This is a genomic window from Blautia sp. MCC269, assembly GCF_018785655.1.
Classification (GTDB): domain Bacteria; phylum Bacillota; class Clostridia; order Lachnospirales; family Lachnospiraceae; genus Blautia_A.
On sequence record NZ_WQQE01000025.1, the window covers coordinates 1 to 16,682 of the forward strand.

Below are 16,682 nucleotides of genomic sequence, written 5' to 3' on the forward strand. Positions count from 1 at the left end.
TGGGGCGGAGCAAGCTTGCTTGTGGAGAACCATTTATGATGCAGACTGAACATTTGCGAAGCAAATGACATCGAACGACGGAGTCGTGAGATGACCACCGCTGGAGTAGCCTACAAAACAGGCGATGCAGCTTTAGCTGCGAGCCCGTGAAAAAAAGGCAAATCGGCACGCAGGTTAAAATTGATTCAAAACGATTAACCATCAACAAACATGTATGTAGTTTTGAGAGTACAATGTAAGAGAATTTGTGGCCAACAGCCACTTTTTCTTGTATATAGGGGATTGGTCAAATGGTATGATAGGGGTCTCCAAAACCTTTGGTGGGAGTTCGATTCTCTCATCCCCTGCTATGATAGAAAGCTGGAAAGTCTTGTTAAATCAAGATTTTTCAGCTTTTTTGTTTTATCAGAGAATATTAATACGAAACTGGACGGCAGGAACCGTGTATGTTATATTGATTTTATAAAAATAACAGTACATAACGAAAGAAAAACAGGTGAACGATGAAAACAAAAGCAAAAAAAGTCATAAAGATCACAGGAATTATTTTGCTGGCACTTGTTATTGTGCTGGCGGCGTATATTATTTATCTTTATGCAAGTTATCACAGGATTCCTGATAATCAGGAGCTTCAGGTGGAAGAAATCTCCCAAAACACAGAAGCAGGAAATGAGCTGACAACAGAGAAAAATTACTCCGCACTTACATATAATATTGGATTCGGAGCTTATACGCCGGATTTCAGTTTCTTCATGGATGGTGGAAAATCTTCCTGGGCTAAGAGTAAGGACAGCGTAAAGGAAACGATTAAAGGTGCCGGTGAGTTAGTTGCGTCCAAAGATCCGGATTTTGCGCTGGTCCAGGAGATCGATCTGGATGCTACCAGAAGTTATCATGTGAATGAGTATTCTATATTGAAGGAAAACATCCCGGCTTATAACTGCGTATTTGCACAGAATTATGATTCCGCGTTTCTGTTTTATCCGTTTACACAGCCTCATGGAAAAAGCAAAGCCGGACTTGCCCTGTTTTCGAAATATCCGATTACGGGATCTCTGAGAAGAAGTTTTCCTATATCAACATCTTTTACGAAATTTTTTGACCTGGACAGGTGTTACAGTATTTCTAGAGTGCCGGTAGATAACGGAAAAGAGCTGGTAATCTTTGAGCTGCATATGTCTGCTTACGGAAACAGTGATGCCATCCGGGAAGGACAGATCCGGATGCTCAGTGAAGACATGCAGAAGGAATATGAAGCTGGAAATTATGTGATCTGCGGCGGAGATTTCAATCATGATCTAAAGGCTGCGGATACACAGTCAAAAGCATCCGATGCAAGTAACAATACCCAAACAGATTCCGGGGATTCCGCAGAACCTGAATCCTGGGCTTACCCATTTCCACGTTCAGAACTCCCGGAGCATTTTTCCTTCTGCCTGGATCAGCTGTCTGAAGATGAAAAAAACAATCTCTGGAACAGTGCCCGCAACGCAGATATGGAATATGTACCCGGTGAGACCTATACCGTGACGCTGGACGGATTTATCATTTCCGATAATGTGGAATGTACAAAATACGAAAATGTAAATACCGGCTATTCCTATTCAGACCACGATCCTGTATATATGGAATTTCAGTTGAAAAAATAAAAAATGACAGTAAATATTTTTATTCCAGATAACCGAAACTGCAAAGCAATTATTCGCAGCTCATTGACTTTCCCGGGAAAAAGGCTTAAATTAGATGAGAAAAATAATCATATATTGCAAATAAGGAATGGAGGCTTTTTAAAATGTCTGGAGTAGCGGAGGACAGTCATTTGCAAAGTAACAAAAAATTACCGGTGATCAGAGGAGAACTGGCTCTGGTAATCGTGATTCTGATCAACAGCCTGGGAGTAGTGCTTATGCTTTATTCCGGGTCGGGCATTTCGGCGATATCGAGTGTGCCCTATGCTTTTTCGGAAGTATTTCCACATGTTACACTTGGAACCTGGACGTATATTTTTCAGGGACTTCTGATTTTATCACTGATGATCATGCGGAAGAGATTCGTGGTACCGTATTTATTCAGTTTTGTTGTGGGATTTGCATTCAGTGAGATGCTGGATCTTTATGAAGCGGAGATCAATATACTGCCGACGGCAATGGGATTCAGAGTGCTTTATTTTGTGATCAGTTATCTTCTGATCTGTTTTGGAATTGCTCTTTCCAACCGGTGCGGTCTGCCGATCATCCCAACCGATCTGTTTCCGAGAGAACTTTCGGATATCACGAAATTCAAATATTCCAAAATTAAGGTCAGCTTCGATGTTACCTGCCTTGCAGTAACCGGATTTATGACAGGAATTATCCTTGGTCATCTGGACGGACTTGGGATCGGAACGATCCTTGCGGCTTTTACCATGGGAAAAGTGATCGGATTAATAGGGGACGAGTTGGATCGTCATGTGAGATTTGAGTCTTTTCTGACGAAGAAAGCATAATAATAAAACAGAAAAAAGGTCTGAATTTCAGCTTCCATAAAACAAATGGAAGCCGGAATTCAGGCTTTTTTTATATGTACCATCCTGTTTTAGCTATATCCGCCCACAAAATTGCTCGAATTATATATTTTTTTGTGAAAAACACCAAAAAACACTCGACTTTACGCTACGTTAATGCTATACTTATACAGCTGTTTAAAGCTTTAAAGTGAAAAATAAAAGTAAAAATACAGGAAAGAAGATAGAAAATGAAAATCGTTGTATGTATGAAACAGGTACCGGCGACTTCCAAGGTTGATATTGATCCGGAAACCGGTGCCATGAAACGTATGTCCGGTGAGACAAGAACAAATCCATATGACCTGTTTGCGCTGGAAACAGCCCTTGCGATCCGGGAAAAAACAGGCGGAACGGTAACCGTTCTGACCATGGGACCGCCACAGGCGGAAGAGATGATCCGGGATGCCTACACCATGGGTGCAGACGAAGGCGTGATCCTTTCAGACCGGAAATTTGCAGGAGCGGATGTACTGGCAACTTCCTATGCACTGGCACAGGGAATCCAGGTGATCGGTGGAGCAGATCTGATTATCTGCGGAAGACAGACCACAGATGGCGATACTGCCCAGGTAGGACCGGCTATTGCAGAACATCTGACCATTCCACACGCTGCATGGGTAGCAGAGATCATGGATGTCAATGAAAAAAGCATTCAGGTCCGTCAGGATCTTGTAAGTATTTCTCAGGTTTCCGAGATCCCCTATCCATGTCTGCTGACTATTGACAAGGATACCTGCGTGCCACGTCTGCCGTCCTACTTATTAAAGAAAGCAACTGCAGACCGTCCGGTACGGATCTTAAGCTTTGAAGATATGCCGGATCAGGATCTGAGCCGTTACGGACTGATCGGTTCCCCCACCTCTGTAGAAAAAATGTTTGCGCCGGAGGAAAGCGAAAAACAGGTTTATCTGGAAGGAACTGCAAAGGAAAAAGCAGACAAGCTTGTTGCTCTTCTGACCGGAAAGAAGATCATATAGGGGGAAGCGGAACATGGAATTTTTAAAATTTGATATAAACAAATGCGTGCTCTGCGGAGTATGCGTGGAAAAATGTCCTTTTGGAGCCCTTACCATAGAGGGAAAAGGAATTGTTGTAGGTGATGCCTGTCGTATGTGCGGACTTTGCGTTCGTAACTGCCCGGAAAAAGCAATCCAGTTTGAGCAGAAGGCGAAATCTTTTGACAAGGATAAATGGAAAAACTTTCTTATTTATGTGGAGCAGGAGAGAGGCGAGATCCATCCGGTTACATTCGAGCTGATCGGAGAGGCAAGAAAAATGGCAGTCAAAGTCGGTTATCAGGTCAACTGTGTGATCGTCGGAGGCGCAGGAACAAAAGAAAACGCAGAGAAACTTCTCCCATATGGCGTAGACAATGTGTATGTGTATGAGCACGAAGGTTTTGAAGGTTTCCGCGCAGACTGTTACACGGATGCAGTTGCAGACTGTATTGCAGCCAACAAACCAAGTTCTGTTCTGATCGGAGCCACTGCTCTGGGACGTTCCCTTGCACCGAGACTTTCCACCAGATTCCATACAGGACTGACTGCAGACTGTACCACACTGGATATCCGTTCCAATACCGATATGATTCAGATCCGCCCGGCTTTTGGCGGAAATATCATGGCGCAGATCGGAATCACCAAATCAAGACCGCAGTTTGCCACTGTCCGTTATAAAGTTATGGATAAGGCAGAAAAGGTAAAAGATCCTCACGGACAGGTAGTTGTATGTCCGGTAAATGAAAAGATGGCAGATTCCAGGATCAAAATTCTTTCATCCAAAGTTATTGATAAGGTAAAGAGCCTTGAGGAAGAGGATGTTCTGGTTGTTGCAGGCCGTGGCGTCCGGAACGAAAAAGACGTGGAAATGTGCCGGGAACTGGCAGAAGCCCTTGGAGGCCAGCTTGCTTTTACCCGTCCGATGGTAGAAAATGGATTCGGAGATGTTGCCCATCAGATCGGACTTTCTGGAAGAACCGTCCGTCCGAAGCTGATTATCACCTGTGGTGTATCCGGAGCCATCCAGTTTACTTCCTGTATGACAGGATCAGACTGTATCGTAGCGATCAATAATGATCCGGAAGCACAGATCTTTAATGTTGCGGATTACTGTATTGTAGATGATCTGTATCAGGTTGTGCCGGAGCTGACAGAACTGATCAGGAATCGGAAGGAGGATTAAGTCATGGCATATCCATATAAAAAAATGACATCAGAAGATTTTGACTACATCCGTTCTGTGACTGCTTCAGATCGTGTATGGGTCGGCGATGAGATCGCAAAAGAATATTACCGTGATGAGATGCCGGAGTACGGAGTTTTTCCTCCGGAACTCTATGTGGAGGTTCTGAATAAAGAAGAGATCTCTGCCATCATGGCTTACGCATACAAAGAAAATATTCCGGTTGTATGCCGTGGAGCAGGAACCGGACTGGCAGGTGGAGCTACTTGTAAATATGGCGGAATCATGCTGTCCGTCATGAGAATGAACAAGATTTTTCCAATTGACAGAAAGAACCAGACCATCACAGCTGAGCCGGGAGCACTTCTTATCGATATTCAGGCGGCAGCAGCGGCAGGCGGACTTTTTTACCCACCGGATCCGGGCGAAAAAACAGCTTCCATCGGCGGCAATGTTATCACAAATGCTGGTGGTATGAAAGCGGTACGATATGGACTGACCAGGGATTTCGTCCGCTGTATCGAGGCAGTTATGCCGGATGGTTCCATCATGAATTTTTCATCCAACGTTGTGAAGAACACAACGGGATATGATGTAAAAGATCTGGTGATCGGCTCAGAGGGAACCTTATGTATCCTGACTCAGGTAACGCTGAAGCTTCTTCCCGCACCGACCTGCACCTGTACTCTTGTAATGCCGTTCAGGAGTCTTGAGGAATGTGCAGACATGGTCCCGAAGGTTCTGGAGCTGCCGTTTGTGCCAACAGCCATCGAGTTTCTGGAAAGAGAACTGATCGATATCGTAGAACGTAATCTGAACAAAATGTTCCCAGTAAAACAAGGAGAAGCAGTGCTGATCGTTATGTATGATGCTTCCAGTAAGCAGGAACTTGACAACGCAGTAGAGGCAGCAGCGGAAGCAGCTCTGGCAAACGGAGCCCTGGACTGCTGTATCGCAGGAACGCCGGAGCGTGCCGGAGCCGTATGGAGTGTCCGGGGCGGGATCCTGGAAGGAATGAAAGCAGATTCTGTCGCACAGGAGGAGTGTGACGTGGTTGTTCCGCGTGCAAGGATCGCAGAGTATGTAAAAGCAGCCAAAAAGATTGCAAGTGCACATGGTATCCGTGTAGAGCCCTGCGGACATTGCGGAGACGGAAACATCCATACAGAGATGCTCCGTGGACCGGAAATGAGTGACCAGGAGTGGAAGGAAGCCACTCACGCAAGTCTGGTAGAGCTGTATGCACTGTCCAAGGAACTGGGCGGACAGCTTTCCGGTGAGCATGGCATCGGAAACGGACGTCTGGAATTTCTGGAAGAATTTGCGGGACCGAGAATGATCGCTCTTTATAAAGCCATCAAACTGGCTTTCGATGATAAACTGATCCTGAATCCGGGAAAAGTCATCGAATATAATAAATAAAAAATGGGGGAAAGAGAGATGAGTCAGAATAAATCATTACAAAGTAAAATGCCTCTGGCTATGGGACTTGCGTTCGTCGCATTTACCACACAGTTCGGAGGCGGATTCGCATCAGGAGCGCAGATCTATCAGTACTTTATCAACTACGGTATCTGGTGTCTGATCCTGCCGGCAGTGACACAGGGATTGTATGCATTGTTTTTCTGGTATGGAATGCGCTATGCTTATAAACACAAAACCTACGATTACAGAAGCTTTTCCGACAGTCTTTACGGAAAAACGAAACCGGTTATGTCCAATCTCTATGAGATCTGTTACCTGATCATGATCGGAACTGCATCTGCAGCAGCCTTTGCAACCGGCGGTTCCACACTGCAGACACTGTTCGGGATCCCATACTGGCTCTGTACACTGATCATTGCAGCATTTATCTTTGTGATCGCGCTTTTCGGAACCAATGTTGTAAGAAAATGTGCTTCTACCTTAAGTGTGCTGATCATCATCGGTCTTGTACTGGTACTTGTTCCGAATATCATTGCACAGTGGGGAGATATCACAGCTTCCATCCATACTATGTCTTCCGGAGAAATGACTGTACTTTCCTCCGAGAGCGGAGCCTTTGGACCGGCGCTCTATTCAGCAGTCCTTTATTTCTTCTTCCAGCTGGCATCTGTTTCTGTTATGTACCAGCACATGGAGGATGTAACGGACGAAAAACAGATCAACAAAGCAGCGATCTGGATGTTTGTATGCAATTTCTGTGCAATGGAGCTTTCCATCCTCGGACTTCTTGCCATTGCATATGTAAATGAACTGGCATCTGCATCGGTACCGATGCTGGTACTGGTCCAGAACGGTGTAGGCGCCGGTATCCTGACACCGATCATTTCTCTGCTGATCATCCTTGGAGCTATCTCCACAGCAGTAAATATGATCTCCGGTATTGTGACCCGCTGTGTAAATGCAGTGGAGCGCCGTATGGACAGCTCGGCGAAAAAAGCGCAGGGACACCTTGGAAGAAATGCAGTTTTTACAGCGATCTTTACATTCCTGGCATTTGCCATTGCACAGTTCGGTCTGATGACAGTTGTTAAAAAGGGATATGCATACCTTGGATATGCGGCGTTTATTACATTGTTTGTACCGTTTGTTGTACATGCCGTTGCGACAAAGGGAAAAGAGATCTGAAGAATAAAAAGCTGAACAGAAAATCCCCCGTTGATCCGTATGGCAGGATCATCAGGGGATTTTGTCAAAGTTCACAAAAATATTATAAATATTTTATTAAATATTCCAGATAGACAACATATATTTTTTCTGATATTATTACGTACAGTTATTAAATAGTTACGAATCAGAAGGATTGTTACTGAAATATTGATTTATCGTCAGGCAAGACCTTATAGTAGTATAGGAATAGGTTTTCTATATACTGTAATGGTCTTTTTTTATTTGTTTGGCAGCGGGGGAACAGGACTATGGTTATCCATAAGATTTTGAATAATAATCTGATACTGTCCAGGGATGGACAGGGACATGAAGTTATTGTAAAGGGCTGCGGAATTGCCTTTCAGAAAAAGAAAGGACAGCAAGTGGAGGAGTCCAGGATCGAGAAGATCTTTACTGCGGAAAATGCCCAGATCAGCAAGGAGATACAGGGTTATCTGACTGCTATTCCGGAAAAATATCTGGATTTTGTGGAAGCTTTTGTAAATGAAGTGAAGGAAAAAGAGGGGATGAAATTAAATGACAGTATTTATTTTTCCCTTAGCGACCATATCATGGGTGCGATCTCCAGACTTGAAAACGGGATCCGCCTTCAGAATATGCTGCTTCTGGATATCAAGCAGCTTTATCATAAGGAATATGAGATCGGCTTGGAATTACTGAAAAAGGTAAATGAGATGTTCGAGGTAGATCTTTCTGCAGATGAAGCAGGATTTTTTGCATTGCATTTTGTGAATGCGGAAGATGGCGGCAAGACGGACAGCTATCAGATTTCCATTATCGTACATCAGATCCTGGACATCGTGGAGAAGTATTATGACAATATGGAATTTCAGGAGGATAATCTGTATTATCAGCGGTTTCTCACGCATCTGAAATATTTTGCCCAGAGATTCCTTCATAAAGAGCTTCACTATGATGAGAATCAGGAGCTTTTCAAGATCATCAAGGAGCAGTACAGAGAAGCTTACGGCTGTGTAAAAATGATCTATCTTATGATGGAAGAGGAATATAAATACGCTATGACTGAGGATGAAATGCTGTATCTGACGATTCATATCCAGAAGATCACAGAAGACCATAAACGTCTGAAAAATCTGTGAAAAGAGATTGTTTTATAAATTAGGTGTTAATGGATTGTTACTGAAATACGTGCCATGTGCGTATCTTTTCAGGCAAGACCTTTAATATAAATTTCAATATTTATTATTAAAGGAGGTCCCCAAATGAAAAAGGACTATGCAAAAACTGCAGACACACTGATTGCAGCGCTGGGCGGAAAAGATAATATCACCCGTCTGTTCCACTGCATGACAAGGCTTCGTTTCTATGTGAAAGACAGATCGAAGATCAACGAGAAAGAGATCTTAAAGCTTTCTGAGATCTCCGGCGTTAACTGGCATGAAGATCAGTTCCAGGTTATCGCAGGAAACGAAGTAAACGCTGTTTACAAGGCATTGGAAGACAAAGGCGTTCCTACCGATGATGCACCGGCAGCGAACTCTGACAGCTCAAAGAGTGTTGTTTCAAAAGTTATCGATGCCATCACCGGATGTATGACCCCGATGATCCCTGCCCTGACTGCAGCCGGTATGATCAAAGTTGTACTTACCCTGCTGACAACTTTTCATCTGGTATCAGAAACAAGCAGTACCTACCAGGTGATCAGTTTTATCGGAGATGTTACTTTCTACTTCATGCCGTTCCTGATCGCAGCAAATGCTGCCAAGGTTTTCCGCGTGAACCAGTCACTGGCGCTGTTTATTGCCGGTGTTTACTTAAGCCCTACCTTTGTAACTATGGTAGCTGGTGATGCGGCCATCACACTGTTTGGTCTGCCGATCACAAAAGCAACTTATTCTTATTCCGTTATTCCGGTTATCCTGATGGTATGGATCACACATTATATTGAGATTCTGGTTGATAAGATCACACCGAAAATGGTAAAACTGATCCTGAACCCGACACTGGTAATTCTGATCAGTGCACCGATCGCCCTGATCGTAGTTGGACCGATCGGAACAATTATTGGTAACGGACTTGCGGTAGCCATCAACTTCCTGTCCGTAAAACTTGGTTTCATTATTGTAGGTATCCTTGCAGCAACCTTCCCGTTCATCGTTATGACCGGTATGCACCATGCGCTGACACCGATCGGACTGAATGCTATTGCAACCGGTGGTACCGATACACTGATCTTTGTATCTCAGGTATGCTCTAACCTTGCACAGTCCGGAGCTTCTCTTGCAGTAGCTGTAAGATCCAAGGACAGCAACATGAAACAGCTGGCAAGTGCAGCAGGTGTTTCCGCTCTTATGGGTATCACAGAGCCTGCTCTGTATGGTGTTACACTGAAACTGAAAAGACCGGTTGTAGCAGCTTCTATCGCAGCCGGAATCGGTGGTATCGTAGGAGGACTTCTTCAGGTTTCTCTTTACATTGCACAGAATTGTATCATGGCGATCCCGGCGTTTATCGGCGAGAAGGGATTAATCAATCTGATTTATGGAATCATTATGATCGTGGTATCTTTTGTAGCTGCTTTTGTTCTTACGCTTATCTTCGGATTTGAGGATGTAAAGGCTGAGACAGAGGATGAAGTACAGAACACAGATACAGAAAAACAGCCGGCACAGCAGAACGCTCCGCTTGTAGATAAGATCGAGCTTTGTGCACCGGTAGCAGGAACTGTAAAAGCACTTTCCGATGTTCCGGATAAAACTTTTGCGGATAAGGTTTTAGGTGACGGAGCAGCAATCGTTCCATCAGAAGGAAAGGTTTATGCACCGGCAGATGGTACGGTGGCAAATATCATGGACAGCAAACATGGAATCATGTTTGTGACAGAAAGTGGAGCAGAAATTCTGATCCACATCGGACTTGATACTGTAAATTTAAATGGTAAATATTTTAAATCCCATGTTTCTGATGGAGATAAGGTAAAAAAAGGAAAGCTTCTTGTGGAATTCGATATGGATGCCATTAAGAAAGAAGGATATGATCTGATCACACCGGTTGTTGTGACCAATATTTCTGATTATATCAAAGCAGTATGCATGGAAAAAGAAGATGCAGCTGTAAATGCAGGAGATAAATTCCTGACTATTGTATAAGAATAACAACGAAACATCAGGCGGAGATAACAGATCCGCCTGATGTTTATAAAAAGGAGAAAATTAAAATATGAAAAATTATAACCGTATGCCGGAAAACTTTCTCTGGGGCGGAGCAACCGCTGCAAACCAGTATGAAGGCGGTTGGGATGAGGATGGCAGAGGCCCGTCCATTGCAGATATCCTGACAGGAGGAAGTGTGGATAAGGAACGTCGTCTTACACCGCCGGCACCGTTACCGGAAGAATTTTATCCCAATCACCAGGCGACTGATTTTTATCATCACTGGAAAGAGGATATTGCTCTTTTTGCAGAGATGGGATTTAAGGTATATCGTTTTTCTATTTCTTGGTCCAGAGTGTTCCCAAATGGGGATGAGGAAACTCCAAATGAGGAAGGCCTTAAGTTCTACGACAATGTGATCGACGAACTGAGAAAATATAACATTGAGCCGCTGATAACGATCTCTCATTATGAGAATCCCCTTCATCTTTCTCTGGAGTATGGCGGATGGAAAAATCGTAAGATGATCGATTTCTATCTTCGATTTGCAAAGGTTTTATTTGAGAGATATAAAGGTAAGGTAAAATACTGGCTGACTTTTAATGAGATCAATATGCTGACGCAGGACTTTGGTGCGGTATTCTGTGCAGGAATGCTGGACCCGAAGGATGTATGTGAGCAGAGCCGTTATCAGGCAATGCATCACCAGCTGGTAGCAAGTGCACTTGCAGTTTCCATGGCTCATGAGATCGATCCGGAGTTTATGCTTGGCTGTATGCTTGCTTATCACAATGGTTATCCATATACTTGCCATCCGGATGATATCTTATATGCACAGCAGTTTGGGCAGATCCACAATTCCATTGCCGGTGATGTTCATGTAAGAGGATATTATCCGGGATTTGCAGCGAGATACTTTGAGGAGCACGGAATCCAGCTGGAGGTTCTTCAGGAGGATAAAGAGATCCTCAAGAAGGGTACGGTGGACTTTTTCACTATCAGCTATTATTCCAGTAGCTGTGTCAGCGTGACAAAGGACGGAGAGAAAACGGCCGGAAATGGAAGTGACAATCTGAAAAATCCATATCTGAAAGCTTCCGACTGGGGCTGGCAGATCGATGCAACTGGTCTTCGCTATGTTCTGAACCAGATCTATGACCGCTATCAGATTCCGATCATGATCGTGGAAAATGGTCTTGGGGCGGTGGATCAGCTGACAGAGGATGGAAAGATTCACGATGATTACCGTATTGAATATATGCGCCGCCATATAGAGCAGATGAAGGAAGCAATCCATGACGGAGTAGATCTGATCGGCTACACCTGCTGGGGCTGTACAGATCTTGTCAGTGCCTCCACTGGAGAATTCAAGAAGCGTTATGGGCTTATCTATGTAAATAAAAATGATGACGGGACCGGAGACTTTTCCAGAATCCGCAAAGATTCTTTTTACTGGTACAAAAAAGTGATTGAATCCTGCGGGGAAGAGATTTAACTGAATCAACTGCGAAGCAGTTATCTGGTGTAGAATTATGTAGCGAATGCGGTTGCTTTTATCCGGTTGACGACAAAATCCTGGAGTATGACAATGTACTCCGGGATTTTTTTGAAAGGTTGACTTTTACACGGTAAAGTGTAATACTTATTGTAAGTGACGAATGTGAGGAGTGTTTTTTATGCCGGATGAAAAAGTACTGCAGGTAGCGATACTTATATGGGGATGTGCATTTTGTGCCATAGCTGCATTATGTATATTTCTGAGCAGTAATTATGACAGGGAAAAGCGTCGGTATCTTATCCTGATGGAGAGTTTTGCTTCTCTATTATTGCTGATGGATGCCATGGCGCATATTTTCATCGGATATCCCGGAGTTCCGGGCAGTATGATGGTCCGTATCTCGAGTTTTCTCGTATTCCTTTTAAGTGACGTAGTCCTGCTGTGTTTTCACATTTATGTGTGTGTTTATCTGTTTTCGAAGAGGGAGCGGAGAACATTAAAAAGAGTAAAAGCCGGATATGTTATTGCTGCCGCAGAGGTTGCTTTTGTGGTGATCTCGCAGTTTACTCACTGGTATTATTACATAGATGGGGATAATTGTTATCATCGGGCACCGTTATATATTATGTCAATTCTTCTTTCGGCAGCAGGCTTGCTCATTGATCTTACGCTTCTGCTCCAGTACAAAAAGAGAGTCAGCAGGAAGCTCCTGTTCTCTATGCTGTCATGCATTGTACTTCCGGCAGTGGCGGCAGCTGTGCAGGCATTCTGGTATGGAATATCGCTGATCGAGTTTTCTGTTGGTATCTCCATGATCATTATGTTTATCGTGACGATGACGGAGCTGAATCAGGAAATGTATGAGCTGATAAGCAGAGAGGGCAAGATAAAGGAAAGACTTGAGATCGCAACGATACTGAATAAATGCATTGCTGAGTTGATATCAGGAGAAGATGAAGATGCGGCAATCTCCAATCTGCTGCGTATTATCAGTGGGTATTTTGACGGAGATCGCAGTTATATTGTTCAGATCGATGAAAAGAGGAATGTCTGTACAAATACCTATGAGTATGCCATGAACGGAGTGACTGCTGAGAAGGATAATCTTCAGGAGGTTCCCATGGAAATGCTGGATATCTGGATGGACAGCTTTCGGAAAAATGGCCTGTATTATATTCCGGATATTGAGGAGGAGCAGGGGCAGCCGTATTATGAGACTCTGAAGATGCAGGACATTACCAGGCTGCTGGCCGTTCCTTTAAACAGTGACGGAAAGATCATAGGATTTCTCGGGGTAGATAATCCGAGGTTGCATTATGAGGATCATACGCTGCTGTCATCCATACAGTACTTTTTAACGGACAGCCTGAAAGCCAAGGAGCGTAAGGCGTGTCTGCAGTACATGAGCTACCGTGATATGCTGACGACCTTGTATAACAGGAACAGGTATATTCAGGTTTTGGAAGGCATGCAGGCAAAAACAGTGATAAAAACAGGCGTAGCATATATTGATATCAATGGTCTGAAACGGGTGAATGATCTTTACGGACATGAGGCCGGAGACAGGCTGATCATAAATACAGCGCGTTCCATGCTTGCGATTCTGCCGGAAAATGCTTACCGGGTAGGTGGCGATGAATTTGTACTCATCTGTTTTGATATGGATGAGAAGATTTTTCGGAGTAAGGTTCGGGATATCTGTGACAGCATTGCTGCTAAAAGGATCAGTGTTTCTGTTGGCGTTGTCTGGGAGGAAAGCTCTTCGGAGCTTGAGACAATGCTGAGAAGAGCAGATGATCTTATGTATGCGGAAAAAAAGAAATATTATGAAAAGCATGGAACGATGTGAAGGTATGCAGCAGAGTGTAAGAGGAGGTCAGAAGAAAATTCTGACAATGCTGTGCCCGGTATTTTTATACCGGGCATTTCGTTTGTGCTAAAAGAAACACCGGAATAAAAATATCGGACGAAATTTTGAAAAATTTTCTGTAACATTTTTGAGATCAGTGCGTCTTATAAGTGAGAAGGGAGGAAAGAGAAAAACCGATGAACATAGAGGAACTTTACCGGACATATTTTGACATTGTATATCGGTATATCCGTTCTGTCTCACGGGATGGAGCGCTGGCTGAGGAAGTGACCCAGGAGACATTTTTTAAGGCGCTGAAAAAAGCAGATCAGTTCCGTGATGACTGCGATGTGCGGGTGTGGCTTTGCCAGATTGCAAAGAATACGTTGTACGACCATCTGAAAAAGCAGAAAAAGCAACTTCCCGGAGAGGAGCAGCCGGAAACAGCAGAAAGCCATGGTGGAGAAATTTTTGAGGAAAAGCTGGCACAGCGGAGTCAGGCTATGGAGATCCACAAAGTTTTGCATGGCCTTTCGGAACCGTATAAAGAAGTTTTTTCCCTGCGGACATTCGGAGAGCTTAAGTTTAGTGAGATCGGAATGCTTTTTGGAAAAAGTGAAAACTGGGCGAGGGTGACTTATTATCGTGCAAGAGTAAAGATCAGAGAGGAGCTGGAACATGAAGATCACATGTGATGTAATACAGGATCTGATGCCGTCTTATATAGATGGGATATTAAGCGAAGACAGTCGGGCGCTGGTGGAAGAACATATGGGAACCTGTCAGGAATGCAGAAAAATGTTGGAGATCATGAAAGAGGAGCAGGGAAAAGAGCAGGCTCGGATAAAATCATCTGTAGCCTCCACAGCAGGATATGGAGCCGGCAGGACGGAAAATACTGAAAGTAATGCAAATGCCGGAAGCGTTGCCGCACTGAAAAAAATTCGAAAAAAACTTCTGGTACGCAGAGTTCTGACAGCGGCAGTGGCCGTTGTCCTGACACTTATCGTTGCGGCAGCAGGCTACAACCACTGGTATTTCAACGAAAAATATATGACCCTGGAGGACAGTGGAATGTACGTAAAAGACAACTGCCTGTATTCTTCCAATAATCTCATCAACCGAATGAAAGTACAATACACAGAAGATGGAAAAACAGAGTTTGTCTACGCCATTGACGCACCCTATGCAGGAACTCTGGAACTGAAAGGTAATGATATGCTGCTTCAGGATTTTTCCAAAAAGACAGAGGAGCTATCACCGGAGGATGACAGCACCCCGGAGACGGTAAAAGAAGTTTATTATATGAGCGAGGAAGCCCAAAAGAAGAGCCTGGAATTAACGGAGCTGGAAGCAAAAGGGGATCTGGATGCAGCGGAGAAAATTGTGGATGAGATGAAGCAGGAATCGGAACTGATCTGGGCGGAATAACAGGATAGAAAAACATCAACATCTATGTTAAAATAAACCTCAGACAGCACTGGGAAAAAGTTCCATAAAAATTCCATATTCCATGCTGTAAGTAAAAAACAGACAGTAGTGATTTCCATATTTACTGCTGAAAGACAGGGGGACATAACATGTTATTTGTATGCTATCCAAAATGCAGTACCTGCAAAAAAGCCCAGAAATGGCTGGACGAGAGTGGCGCAGAATATACGCTGCGTGATATTAAAACGGACAATCCAACAGCGGAGGAACTGAAAACCTGGTGGGAAAAAAGCGGCCTTCCGCTGAAGCGTTTTTTTAATACCAGCGGAAATATTTATAAAGAGATGAAACTGAAAGATAAACTTCCGGAGATGAGCGAAGAGGAACAGCTTGCACTTCTTGCAACAGACGGAATGCTTGTGAAACGTCCGATTCTTGTAGCAGAGGATAAAATTCTGGTCGGTGCCAAAGAAAAAGAGTGGGAAGAGTATCTGATGCCATGAAAAAGAAACTGAATTATATAAATATCATCAAAGAAACGGTGATTCTGACCGTGGCAGTGGTGATCATCGCAGCGGCGGTATATTTTTTCCTGGTACCAAGCCATACATCAGTCAGCAGTATTTCCGGTCTTGGAATCGTGCTTTCCAACTTTGTGCCGCTGCAGCTGTCGGCTATTACCATGATCCTGAATGTGGTATTGCTGATCATTGGATTTATTACCTGTGGAAGAGAGTTTGGAGTTAAGACGGTTTATACCAGTGTGATGCTGCCGTTGTTTCTGGGATTGTTTGAGATCATTTTTCCAAATTTCGGTTCCATGACAGATAGTCAGGAACTGGATGTTCTGTGTTATATTCTGGTAGTGAGTGTGGGACTTAGCATTCTTTTTAACCGGAATGCATCCTCAGGCGGACTGGATATCGTGGCGAAGATCATGAATAAGTATCTCCACATGGAGCTTGGAAAAGCCATGTCCCTTTCCGGTATGTGCGTGGCACTTTCCGCGGCGCTTGTGTATGATAAAAAGACGGTAGTCTTAAGTATTCTGGGAACGTATTTTAACGGAATCGTTCTGGATCATTTTATTTTTGACCATAATATCAAACGGCGTGTCTGCATTATCACGAAGAAGGAAGAGGAGCTGAGGCAGTTTATCATCCACGACCTGCACAGCGGAGCCACGATCTATGAAGCCATCGGAGCTTATAATATGGAAAAACGCCGTGAGATCATCACCATCGTAGATAAAGGTGAATATCAGAAGCTGATGAAGTTTATAAACCAGGAGGACCCGAAAGCGTTTATCACGGTTTATAATGTATCGAATATGCGGTATCAGCCGAAGAAATAAAAATATTTTGCTGGAATAAAAAAACTCCCGGGACAAAAGGCCCGGGAATTTTTTTGCCA

General features: G+C 43.9%; 14 protein-coding genes and 1 tRNA gene. All 15 read left to right on the forward strand.

The features are described from left to right. Positions 1-276 precede the first annotated feature (276 nt). Positions 277-347: transfer RNA gene (locus tag GPK88_RS08735), tRNA-Trp, on the forward strand. Between the two features lie 156 nt (positions 348-503). After that, on the forward strand, positions 504-1,649 hold the full coding sequence (locus GPK88_RS08740; RefSeq protein WP_148446355.1) for an endonuclease/exonuclease/phosphatase family protein: 1,146 nt from the start codon (positions 504-506) through the stop codon (positions 1,647-1,649). Positions 1,650-1,792: 143 nt separating this feature from the next. Beyond that, positions 1,793-2,485 (forward strand): DUF6198 family protein, encoded by a 693-nt coding sequence (locus GPK88_RS08745; RefSeq protein WP_148446353.1) that lies wholly within the window; start codon positions 1,793-1,795, stop codon positions 2,483-2,485. Positions 2,486-2,733: 248 nt separating this feature from the next. Continuing rightward, positions 2,734-3,522 carry an electron transfer flavoprotein subunit beta/FixA family protein gene (locus tag GPK88_RS08750; protein WP_173772615.1) on the forward strand — a complete coding sequence of 263 codons (789 nt, stop codon included), beginning with the start codon at positions 2,734-2,736 and terminating at the stop codon, positions 3,520-3,522. 13 nt (positions 3,523-3,535) lie between these two features. Further along, on the forward strand, positions 3,536-4,726 hold the full coding sequence (locus tag GPK88_RS08755; RefSeq protein ID WP_118061709.1) for an electron transfer flavoprotein subunit alpha: 1,191 nt from the start codon (positions 3,536-3,538) through the stop codon (positions 4,724-4,726). A gap of 3 nt (positions 4,727-4,729) precedes the next feature. Next, positions 4,730-6,148 carry an FAD-binding oxidoreductase gene (locus GPK88_RS08760; RefSeq protein WP_173772613.1) on the forward strand — a complete coding sequence of 473 codons (1,419 nt, stop codon included), beginning with the start codon at positions 4,730-4,732 and terminating at the stop codon, positions 6,146-6,148. 18 nt (positions 6,149-6,166) lie between these two features. Then, positions 6,167-7,336 carry a YkvI family membrane protein gene (locus tag GPK88_RS08765; RefSeq protein ID WP_173772605.1) on the forward strand — a complete coding sequence of 390 codons (1,170 nt, stop codon included), beginning with the start codon at positions 6,167-6,169 and terminating at the stop codon, positions 7,334-7,336. Positions 7,337-7,626: 290 nt separating this feature from the next. After that, positions 7,627-8,478, forward strand: coding sequence for a BglG family transcription antiterminator LicT (licT, locus tag GPK88_RS08770; RefSeq protein ID WP_059086637.1), 852 nt, complete (start codon positions 7,627-7,629; stop codon positions 8,476-8,478). Positions 8,479-8,601: 123 nt separating this feature from the next. Continuing rightward, positions 8,602-10,488 carry a beta-glucoside-specific PTS transporter subunit IIABC gene (locus tag GPK88_RS08775; RefSeq protein ID WP_021650624.1) on the forward strand — a complete coding sequence of 629 codons (1,887 nt, stop codon included), beginning with the start codon at positions 8,602-8,604 and terminating at the stop codon, positions 10,486-10,488. Between the two features lie 70 nt (positions 10,489-10,558). Then, positions 10,559-11,986, forward strand: a complete 1,428-nt coding sequence (locus GPK88_RS08780; RefSeq protein ID WP_178809010.1) for a glycoside hydrolase family 1 protein — start codon at positions 10,559-10,561, stop codon at positions 11,984-11,986. A 181-nt stretch (positions 11,987-12,167) separates the two neighbouring features. Then, positions 12,168-13,838: a sensor domain-containing diguanylate cyclase gene (locus tag GPK88_RS08785; protein ID WP_173741711.1), complete on the forward strand. Its 1,671-nt coding sequence runs from the start codon at positions 12,168-12,170 to the stop codon at positions 13,836-13,838. A gap of 197 nt (positions 13,839-14,035) precedes the next feature. Continuing rightward, entirely contained in the window at positions 14,036-14,533 is a 498-nt protein-coding gene (locus GPK88_RS08790; RefSeq protein WP_215707703.1) for an RNA polymerase sigma factor, read from the forward strand. Beyond that, positions 14,517-15,269, forward strand: coding sequence for a zf-HC2 domain-containing protein (locus tag GPK88_RS08795; RefSeq protein ID WP_215707704.1), 753 nt, complete (start codon positions 14,517-14,519; stop codon positions 15,267-15,269). Before GPK88_RS08790 ends, GPK88_RS08795 begins: the two co-directional genes overlap by 17 nt. Before the next feature lie 149 nt (positions 15,270-15,418). Beyond that, entirely contained in the window at positions 15,419-15,772 is a 354-nt protein-coding gene (locus GPK88_RS08800; RefSeq protein WP_178687592.1) for an arsenate reductase family protein, read from the forward strand. Further along, positions 15,769-16,623, forward strand: a complete 855-nt coding sequence (locus GPK88_RS08805; RefSeq protein ID WP_215707705.1) for a YitT family protein — start codon at positions 15,769-15,771, stop codon at positions 16,621-16,623. Before GPK88_RS08800 ends, GPK88_RS08805 begins: the two co-directional genes overlap by 4 nt. The last annotated feature ends 59 nt before the right edge of the window (positions 16,624-16,682 follow it).

Bases quoted from the DNA above. Each gene is read 5' to 3' on its own strand.
- GPK88_RS08740 (WP_148446355.1), top strand. From the start codon at position 504: ATGAAAACAAAAGCAAAAAAAGTCATAAAGATCACAGGAATTATTTTG.
- GPK88_RS08745 (WP_148446353.1), top strand. From the start codon at position 1,793: ATGTCTGGAGTAGCGGAGGACAGTCATTTGCAAAGTAACAAAAAATTA.
- GPK88_RS08750 (WP_173772615.1), top strand. From the start codon at position 2,734: ATGAAAATCGTTGTATGTATGAAACAGGTACCGGCGACTTCCAAGGTT.
- GPK88_RS08755 (WP_118061709.1), top strand. From the start codon at position 3,536: ATGGAATTTTTAAAATTTGATATAAACAAATGCGTGCTCTGCGGAGTA.
- GPK88_RS08760 (WP_173772613.1), top strand. From the start codon at position 4,730: ATGGCATATCCATATAAAAAAATGACATCAGAAGATTTTGACTACATC.
- GPK88_RS08765 (WP_173772605.1), top strand. From the start codon at position 6,167: ATGAGTCAGAATAAATCATTACAAAGTAAAATGCCTCTGGCTATGGGA.
- licT (WP_059086637.1), top strand. From the start codon at position 7,627: ATGGTTATCCATAAGATTTTGAATAATAATCTGATACTGTCCAGGGAT.
- GPK88_RS08775 (WP_021650624.1), top strand. From the start codon at position 8,602: ATGAAAAAGGACTATGCAAAAACTGCAGACACACTGATTGCAGCGCTG.
- GPK88_RS08780 (WP_178809010.1), top strand. From the start codon at position 10,559: ATGAAAAATTATAACCGTATGCCGGAAAACTTTCTCTGGGGCGGAGCA.
- GPK88_RS08785 (WP_173741711.1), top strand. From the start codon at position 12,168: ATGCCGGATGAAAAAGTACTGCAGGTAGCGATACTTATATGGGGATGT.
- GPK88_RS08790 (WP_215707703.1), top strand. From the start codon at position 14,036: ATGAACATAGAGGAACTTTACCGGACATATTTTGACATTGTATATCGG.
- GPK88_RS08795 (WP_215707704.1), top strand. From the start codon at position 14,517: ATGAAGATCACATGTGATGTAATACAGGATCTGATGCCGTCTTATATA.
- GPK88_RS08800 (WP_178687592.1), top strand. From the start codon at position 15,419: ATGTTATTTGTATGCTATCCAAAATGCAGTACCTGCAAAAAAGCCCAG.
- GPK88_RS08805 (WP_215707705.1), top strand. From the start codon at position 15,769: ATGAAAAAGAAACTGAATTATATAAATATCATCAAAGAAACGGTGATT.